We start from the raw sequence: 6,911 nt of genomic DNA, 5'->3' as shown, positions 1-6,911 counted from the left end.
AAAGAAACTAAAACATTTCACTTAAAAGTTTGCAATATAATCCCCTTACCATCTTCCACCTGAACTTCTGCATAAGCACCATTTATGAATGTGATTTGTGGTGGGACATGTCCGCAGTCAATGTCATAAATAATTGGTATTCCAAGTTCCTCTGAAAGGTCCTGATACACATCTTCTACTGTATAATTTCCAACTGAATGGTTGGCAGCACTTCGGCCAAACAAGATTCCAGGTGTGTCTTCAAACCAGCCTGCTAATTTCATTTGTACAAGCGTTCTACGTAGATCTGTGGTCGACATTTCGCAGTTTTCAAAATACCAAAGAATTGGTTCATTGTTGATATACTTTTTTCTAAAGCTTTGTATATCTCCGAAAGGTGTTCCAATGAGGTGTCGTATTACGTCTAAGCATCCACCTAGTAAACGCCCCTGCACTTCAACCTTGCTGTTTGTACTCGTTTTCCAAGTTGTTGATTCTGTTAAATGGAAAACACATGGTGATGGATTGTCATGATGCCATTTCTTCTGATAGTGAGCAGAAGAATGTTGAAGAATGAAATCTCCAGTCTTAGTATATAAAACAGATTGCCACATAGCTGTCGTTTCATCCGAATATTCTCCACGTGTATCTACTAAATTCGTTCCATGAGCTGTCGCTACCCTTTTTTTAGAGTGATTGCCAATAGTAATACGCTTGTATCTGAATAACCTAAGATCCATTTATTTTTTATCTTTTCAAAATCTATATGTTCAAGGATTTCAATTAATAGCTCTCCACCCCAAGGCGGTATGATGATGTTAATCTGATCATCATTCATCATTTTAATAAACTCTTCTGCTCGCACTTTAGCAGGTGCTGACTTTGCCTTGTCCTGTGTCCAAACTGTCTCACCACAAATAACGTTGAATCCATGCTTTTCCATGCGAGCTACTGAAAGTTTAAACATATCATGTAACTCCGAAGGCACGCCAGACGAGGTTGCGGTTACTCCAATTGTTGCCCCCTTTTCTAATGACGGATATTTAATCATATGTATCCTCCCAAATGTTTTCTAATGATGTTATCAAAGAAAGGGCATTCATACAAGAACTATTTTCCCGTTATTATCCAATTTTGAACTGATTCCAACAATGGCTCCAAGCTGTTATCTTCAAACGGAGAGTTAAGATTTGCTTCGTGAAGAAGCTCCTTAAATGACTTACTTCCTCCAGCTTTACACATGGCTAGGTAGCTTTCCCATGCTGATTTTGGGTCAAAATTAAACCTTTCCCACATTTGAACCGAACAGAAATGGGCAAGATCATAATCCATAAAATAAAACGGAGTCATAAAGAGATGGGCAATTCCATAAAAGCTTCCCCCTCGCTCCATAAAGTCATTCCCATCATAATCAAGCTCTGGTAAATAACTACGCTCTAGTTCTCTCCATTTTTGCTTTCTTTCCACAATACTTACTTCAGGAGATTCATATAAATAGTATTCAAATTCATCGACGGCACTTGCAAAAGGCATATAATAGAAGGCCTCAGTAAGATGTGAAAACTTATATTTGGTTGTATCCTCCCCAAAGAACAAGGACATCCATGGCAACAAGAACCTTTCCATCGTAAAGGAGAATAACTCTGCTGAATCTACTGGAATTAAGTACTCTGGTATGCTCCAATGATTGCTCATAAAAAACTGAAAGGCATGACCCGCTTCATGTGTTAATACTCTTATATCGTTTGCCGTCCCATTGAAATTCGCAAAAATAAATGGGGCTTTTTGATTTCCGATATAGGTTGCAAGGCCTCCACCTCTTTTGCCAACTCTGTTCTCTAAATCAAGATACCTTTGTTCTGTGATCTTTTCAAAGAAATCCTTTGTTTCATTTGATAATTCGGAAAAGAGAATACTAGCCTTTTTTAGAATCTCATCCGTTGACCCTAGTGGAGTCGGTGACCCTTCTTGGAAAAAGAACCGATCATCGTAATACTTTAGCTTCTCAACACCTATTCGTATCCGCTGCTTTTCTCGTAAACTTGAAACGAAAGGAACTCCGTATTGTTTGACCTGAATCCTATATTTCGCTAAGTCATTCGGAGCAAAGCTTGTTCGGTTCATCCGAGCATAGCCCAGTTCAGTAAATGTTGAATACCCAAGCTTTTTCGCAATCTCACTTCGGATTTTCACCAAACGATCTAATAGTTGATCGAATTCATCTTCTTTCTCTTCAAAGTAATGAGAACGCGCCACATAAGCTTGCTCTCTAATATCTCTGTCTAGTGAGAGCATATGGGGTAGAAGTGCAGAAAGATTCAACTTTCCACCTTGAAACACTACTTCACCTTTTCCTAACAACTGGAGATACTCAGAAACAAGCTCGTTTTCCTCTTGTAAGTCTTCCAAAACATCATCAGAAGTTGTTCTTACCTTCAACTCTGCGAGACGAAATAACTGCTGCCCCCATTTCAGTTCAAGTTGCTCTCTAAATGGAGATTCAATGATAGAATAATAGTATTTCCGAACCAGACTTTGATAGATTGGTTCATTCTGATTAAAAATAGTGTATTCGCCGCTATAGAATTCATCATTAAAATCTTGCATGTGTCTCAAATTTACCAGATTGAATGAAGTTTCAAAGAGAAACCGATGATTGTTGAGTTCTACAAACCTGTTATTTTGTTCTTCAAAAGTTTTTGCTCGGTCAAATCCTTCTAACAAAAGGTTGAATTCTCTTATATACAATTCCATATCTAGATTAACGTACTGATCTTCATTTATTGCTTGCATTAATATTCCCCCTATTCATTCTTAGTTACTTTAAATAGTAAATTAAATTACCTTTAAATGCAAAGTTTTTATAAAAGTAAAATTTAAGGTGAGGAATACTACTTCTACAAGCTAAAAGTAAAAGAGAATAGTAACCCTTATGGTGATTTACAACTTTATCTCTACAAAATAAGAATAAGGCGGAAGAAACTGATCGATAATTCCATCAGTTTCTTCCGCCTTTGTTCTTTGCAATTACATTTCTACAAGTTGATTTCATGATATGATGTGACTGGATTAACCTTAATTATAGAAAGAAGAACCCTTACAATGGCTGCCCATATAAAACCGACAACCATCACTAAACCTATCATTAACCGTGTTAAAATATCCTCGGTAGGCATGCCTGAAACAAAAGGTAACACACAGAATGAACAAATTGCAATGGATAAAGACACAGCCAACCATTAGAACACCCCTTGGTATTTCTATATTCAATGGAGAAAGGAAAAAAATCCTATGTGTCAAAGTTCGAGCATAAGAAAAGAATATCCCTTTCCACCAAAACATTAATATATAACTGAGACCTTAATAGGGGTTATTTCGCCTTTCCTTAGCTCTTCGAAACATTGAATTAACCTGTCGTATTTAATTTCATGTTGGAATATATTTTTAACATAAGGTGTGACTGATACTGTCTTAAAAAACCACTCGGAATGCTTTTTATAATCCCAACCATCACTAGAACCGATAATTCGTAATTCCTTCTCATGGAATTCTGGCAGTAAAGTAAAAGGTTCAATATTTCCATCCGACAGAACACAGATTTCACTATTGCTTTTAACCGATTTTTGTAAGATCGAAAATGCACTATTTTGGGAAGAGCACTCTATACCGTAATCATAGTAACCCACAGCAATCTCTGTTGATGGAAATATATGATTTACACCAAATGACTTTGCAATATCCCATCTTTTGTTGTTCGGCTCAAAAACATCTATGTGCTTAACATTACAATAATTCCTCAAGAAGTAGACTGTTAATAGTCCTATGGTTCCCATCCCAGTCACAATAACTTTGTTGTCCTCCACTGGATTTAGTTTTAAAACACCCTTAGCAGCGTCACAAGACAAAATAGCTAAAAGTGCGGTCAGGTAATCAATCTCTTCAGGAACTTTAAAAGCATTGTGCTCTTTGACAATCCCTAGGTTCCTTTGACCATAAAATGCAATAACTTTATCTCCTATGCTAAAAGATTTTACATCAAACCCCATTTCAATAATTTCTCCATAGCTTTCGTAACCCACTTTTCTCGGATAAATGGATCTTGCATCAGTGATATCAGTTTCTTTATATTGGGGGAGTTCTGACCCAATACTTATTGCAGTTGCAATTGTTTTGATAAGTATCTCGTCTTTTTTTAAAGGTGGAAGTTCGTTGCTATTCCATTCAAGAGTTTCTTTTCCAACCAGAAGAAGAGATTTCTGTATCATGTTATACACCATCCGTTAAATTTTATACTTATCTATTCTTATCGTTTAATAGCATCAACGATTAAAGAAACAAATCCTAACTCGCCATTTTGTTACGGTGATCAAATGGCTTCGACAATCCTTCTTTTGTTTACCTATCTTCTAAGTAATATTCTTACATTTCTTTTTTTTATGGGGATTATCCTGATTTTTGTCATATATAAAAAAGACAAGGAGTGCTAATTATCCTGATCTTTTTTCTTTTTGATATAAAGTTAGTTTGTCCAAGTCAATTATGAAGTTATAAAATTTTAAGATGTCTAGACCCAAAAGTCCTTTACGTTCCTTAGGAAGCATTCCAATATCAATTCCTACATTATTAACAATAAAGGTATCTATACTAATGCTGTCCATCACCTTAGTATAGAAAGGAGCAGAACCACCAATTCCCGTTCGCCTCATAAACTGGATCACTAGTTTCGTATGAGACTCCAATTTCTTCTAGTATATCTGGTGAAATAATAGTATGAGAGGCTCCCGTATCCACAATTACATCATCTATCTTAATTTGCCTGCCTCTAAAGTCTATAAATAAGGAAGTCGTAATTAATTGTCCATCATAATTCAGCCTCGTTTCTCTATACGCCTCATCCTCATAAGGGGATCCCTTCTAATATGAATTACACATTCTTCATTAGATGTATGATAAACGGCTGTCCCAGGTTTAGCACTAAAAAATTCTTTATTAGCATCTTCATTGGGAACAGACCGAACAGGAGCAACTTCTTTTATCATTTTTTTATTATTTTCCTCTTCGAAATCTAATATAGAAACCAATACAAACTGATTGGGGAATAATTCTCTTACTTCATTCCATTTCATGGTATCAACACTCCTTTAATCAAGATAATATCTAAAAATCCATAGTCTACTTCTTAATCTCCCTAACAACATGTGCCAGCTCTGGCAATATCAACTTTTCCATCGCCAGCTTTACCGCACCCGTTGAGCCTGGCATGGAGAAAATGGCGGTGTCTAAATTGGTACCAGCTATAGCTCTTGACATAATAGCGGCAGATCCAATATCTTCTGTATAACTTAGCATCCTGAATAACTCACCAAACCCGACAATCTCTTTTTCAAGTAATTGTTGGACGGTTTCGATGGTCACATCCCGCTTGGAGATACCGGTTCCCCCATTTGTCAAAACTGCATCAATCACTTCATTTTCGCAGCCTTTTAGAATCTCACTACGAATTGACGCTTGCTCATCTGGGACAATGACATAATCTAGCACTTGATGACCAGCTTTCACTAGCCTGTCAATAATGGCCTGCCCACTTTTATCTGTATCCTTCGATCTAGTATCACTCACTGTAATGACTTTACATGTTACATGCTTTGGGGCTTCTGCTTTGTGCTCTGTTACACTCATGTTAATCACCTTTCTCCATTAGGTACCGAAGTTGGTAGAAATGATGGGCGAACCCAGTTACTTGTCTTGTTAGCCCATAGTTCATTCCCGCTCCTATGCCCATTCCTATTAAGGGAATTCCTTGAATAAGCTTTCTCTTGAAAAGTAGGATAAACAAGGATTTTATTAGTTGCTTTAACGGCAATTCCATCCACCTACCGTCTGTTAGACGTACTGTACCGTCATACCAAAAGAAAGAATCTCTATCCTCTTCAATTTCTGAGACCAAATCTCTCCATCCTTTACCTTGATGGTGTTTAGGAAGAGTGGCAGCATGGAATACCTTCAACGATGTCACCATTTCGTATGGTGTATTTACTTCTTTTCCATAGATGAGAGAAAGTAGTTGAACAGCACGTAAATTAATAGCCAGCATAAGTGGAATATCAGCCGCAATAAACAGAAAACCACCAGCACCCGCTAGACCACCTTGGGCAAAGGAGTAGAGTCTATGATTAGATATTTCCTGTTCTGCAAAATAAATAAGTCGATCAATGGGAAGTTGCCTTAAATCTTGGACGTCTTGTATGTGGGGATGTTGATTCTGTGCAGAGTGAAGGATTCGTTGCCTCGCATCACTTTGTAATTGAGAGCCTTGAAGGAGTGCATGAAGCTGAACAAACCAACCATCCAGCATAGTATAAAACTTGTCTTGCAACTTTGGAGGAAGCTGTTCAAATGCACGTTCCAGCCATTTCTCATACGACTGTTCAAAAAAAGATGCCTCATATTCATCAAGTTGTTGTTCCCAGTTTCTAATCTTCTCCAACACGATAAGGTCTCTCTCCGATAAGGACATGGTATGCCTCCTAGAACATTAGTTACAGCTATTATAGCATAGGGAGAGTTAGCTTTTAGAAATGAAATGGGGGATACATATATAAGTTTAAATATGTTGTCATTGGGTAGAAAAACAAAAAAAAAGATATCAATTAGTAGCAAAAAAAAGGATATATAAATAATAATGTAATACAGATAAAAAGGGGGGAATCCAGTGCATGAAGCAACACCGAGAGAGATAAATGCCTTTTTAAAGGAATATCGAAAACTGATGTTTCAACCTGATAGATTTCATTTCGAGCCTAGAACTTTTGAAGGCATAACTAATTTAGGGTTAAATATTCCACATGCAAAGCAGGAAATTAAAAACTAAAAATACTTCAATTACGATTGGGGTCCTACACCGGATCATAATAGAGATGATACAGATATAT

Annotated in this window: 9 protein-coding genes and 1 pseudogene; 2 read left to right on the top strand and 8 right to left on the bottom strand. The window is 36.9% G+C overall.

Annotated features, from left to right (window positions below; genetic code table 11):
* Positions 1-17: 17 nt before the first annotated feature.
* Positions 18-1,030: pseudogene (locus tag ACOI1C_RS22005) on the bottom strand (S66 family peptidase).
* 59 nt (positions 1,031-1,089) lie between these two features.
* The gene (locus tag ACOI1C_RS22000; protein ID WP_422512777.1) at positions 1,090-2,772 is read right to left on the bottom strand and encodes a M3 family oligoendopeptidase; all 1,683 of its coding nucleotides are present in this window, start codon (positions 2,770-2,772) and stop codon (positions 1,090-1,092) included.
* A gap of 309 nt (positions 2,773-3,081) precedes the next feature.
* On the opposite strand from ACOI1C_RS22000, the gene ACOI1C_RS21995 reads away from it, so the two are divergent.
* Positions 3,082-3,222, top strand: a complete 141-nt coding sequence (locus ACOI1C_RS21995; protein ID WP_422512775.1) for a hypothetical protein — start codon at positions 3,082-3,084, stop codon at positions 3,220-3,222.
* 98 nt (positions 3,223-3,320) lie between these two features.
* On the opposite strand, the gene ACOI1C_RS21990 is transcribed toward ACOI1C_RS21995, so the two are convergent.
* The 6 genes from ACOI1C_RS21990 to ACOI1C_RS21965 form a co-directional block, all read right to left on the bottom strand.
* On the bottom strand, positions 3,321-4,244 hold the full coding sequence (locus ACOI1C_RS21990) for a zinc-dependent alcohol dehydrogenase (RefSeq protein WP_422512773.1): 924 nt from the start codon (positions 4,242-4,244) through the stop codon (positions 3,321-3,323).
* 222 nt (positions 4,245-4,466) lie between these two features.
* Positions 4,467-4,697, bottom strand: a complete 231-nt coding sequence (locus ACOI1C_RS21985; RefSeq protein WP_422512779.1) for a hypothetical protein — start codon at positions 4,695-4,697, stop codon at positions 4,467-4,469.
* Entirely contained in the window at positions 4,642-4,770 is a 129-nt protein-coding gene (locus ACOI1C_RS21980) for a hypothetical protein (protein WP_422512771.1), read from the bottom strand. Before ACOI1C_RS21980 ends, ACOI1C_RS21985 begins: the two co-directional genes overlap by 56 nt.
* Positions 4,771-4,847: 77 nt before the next feature.
* The gene (locus ACOI1C_RS21975; RefSeq protein ID WP_422512769.1) at positions 4,848-5,105 is read right to left on the bottom strand and encodes a hypothetical protein; all 258 of its coding nucleotides are present in this window, start codon (positions 5,103-5,105) and stop codon (positions 4,848-4,850) included.
* A gap of 46 nt (positions 5,106-5,151) precedes the next feature.
* Complete coding sequence (locus ACOI1C_RS21970; RefSeq protein ID WP_422512767.1) at positions 5,152-5,658, bottom strand: MogA/MoaB family molybdenum cofactor biosynthesis protein; 507 nt, start codon at positions 5,656-5,658, stop codon at positions 5,152-5,154.
* Between the two features lies 1 nt (position 5,659).
* Positions 5,660-6,496, bottom strand: a complete 837-nt coding sequence (locus ACOI1C_RS21965) for an EcsC family protein (protein ID WP_422512765.1) — start codon at positions 6,494-6,496, stop codon at positions 5,660-5,662.
* 195 nt (positions 6,497-6,691) lie between these two features.
* On the opposite strand from ACOI1C_RS21965, the gene ACOI1C_RS21960 reads away from it, so the two are divergent.
* On the top strand, positions 6,692-6,850 hold the full coding sequence (locus ACOI1C_RS21960; protein WP_422512763.1) for a hypothetical protein: 159 nt from the start codon (positions 6,692-6,694) through the stop codon (positions 6,848-6,850).
* The last annotated feature ends 61 nt before the right edge of the window (positions 6,851-6,911 follow it).

The organism is Bacillus sp. DJP31, from assembly GCF_049310945.1.
Taxonomy (GTDB): Bacteria; Bacillota; Bacilli; order Bacillales; family SA4; genus Bacillus_BS.
This window is presented reverse-complemented; position numbering and strand designations above follow the sequence as displayed.